At 67.4% G+C, this 1308-nt stretch carries 1 protein-coding gene; it reads right to left on the bottom strand.

From position 1 onward, the window contains the following. Positions 1-928 (bottom strand): cyclic nucleotide-binding domain-containing protein (locus JCM9942_RS16170; protein ID WP_218185515.1); only part of this gene is annotated, 928 nt, incomplete at its 3' end. Between the last annotated feature and the right edge of the window lie 380 nt (positions 929-1308).

The following is a 1308-nucleotide window of genomic DNA, read 5'->3' as shown; positions in this document are numbered from 1 at the left end:
GCAGGCGGGCAACACGGCCGAAGTCACCTGGCCGGTCCAGCGCGACATGGTGATGCAGGTGCAGCGCACGCCCCTGCAGCCAGTGCCGGGTATGGGCGATGGCCGTGCCGGACTGCTCCCGCCACAACAGCAGGCTGGTCTGGCGTGGGCGGAACAGAGGGGCGGCGTAACGCTCCAGCTCGCCCAGCGCCACCGGGCCGGCGTTGGCTTCATCCAGCCGGCCACACAGCAGCAGGTGGTCGCAGTGACGCAGCGCGGCGCGATCCCATGCCGGGTTGCCGTCACCACTGACCAGCAGCAGTGTGCTGCCGCGCTGTTCCTGCCCCCCCAGCCACTGCGACATCAGGCGCTCATCGTCCGCGGCCACATCGCCAGGCAGGTCACGGGCGCGCAGCACGCAGACGCGGCTGCCGCTGTCGCGCAGCGCCTGCACCAGATCGGCCACCAGTGATTCGGGCACTGCCGACTGGCCGGCCGCACACAGGCCGACAGCATCGGCGATGCGCGGTGCCAGCGCCGATGCGGCGGCGGTGGTGGCTGCCAGCCGTCGCCCCAGCGTGCGCAGGATCGACTGGATGAAGTCCGGTTGGGCCGCCGCCAGGCGATCAAAATTCTCGCGGCTCAGTTCCAGTACTTCCGAATCACGGCTGGCCACCACATCGGCAGTGCGGCTCAGGCCGCCGAAGAACGCGATCTCCCCGACCGGCTCGCCGGCACCGATCTCGGCCACCAGATGCCGGCCATCGAGCAAGACCTCGAAGCGCCCACGCAGCACGTAATAGACGTGGTCGGCGCTGTCGCCCTGGCGCACCAGGTGCTCGCCCTTGTGCAGCTCCACCCGTCGCATCTGTGAAAGAACGCTATCGCGCTGCGCCTCGGAAAGACCGCTCAACAAGTCGGGAGGTGACGCGGAAGTAGCGATGTCCACGGGTGTACTCATAGGGAAAGTGGGGCAGGTTGACTGGGCGGTCTTGCAGTGCGGGAGGAAAATACGGAATGACCGGACCGCAACGATACCTGCGCGGCGGTGTTGTCACCATCGGCCCGATGCACCTGGATTTTTCGCCGTTTCCATCACGGTCCGCGGCGTGTCGTGGATTGTCGTTGTTGCGATTGCGCGATACCGGTTCGAAGCGGCGCTGGCGCTCCCTGTGCCAACGGGGTTCAGGCGTGTCGTTTACTCTTTGTGCCCCCCTTGTTCTTCGCTGCCGGTCGCTTCCACGACCGGCGGGCCACGAAATCGCGTATCCGCCCATGCCCCTGTCGCCCATTTCCACTACCCGTTACGCCGCCTCGCTGCGCCTGTCC

Origin of the sequence: Stenotrophomonas pictorum JCM 9942, from assembly GCF_001310775.1 — a bacterium.
Classification (GTDB): domain Bacteria; phylum Pseudomonadota; class Gammaproteobacteria; order Xanthomonadales; family Xanthomonadaceae; genus Stenotrophomonas; species Stenotrophomonas pictorum.
This window is presented reverse-complemented; position numbering and strand designations above follow the sequence as displayed.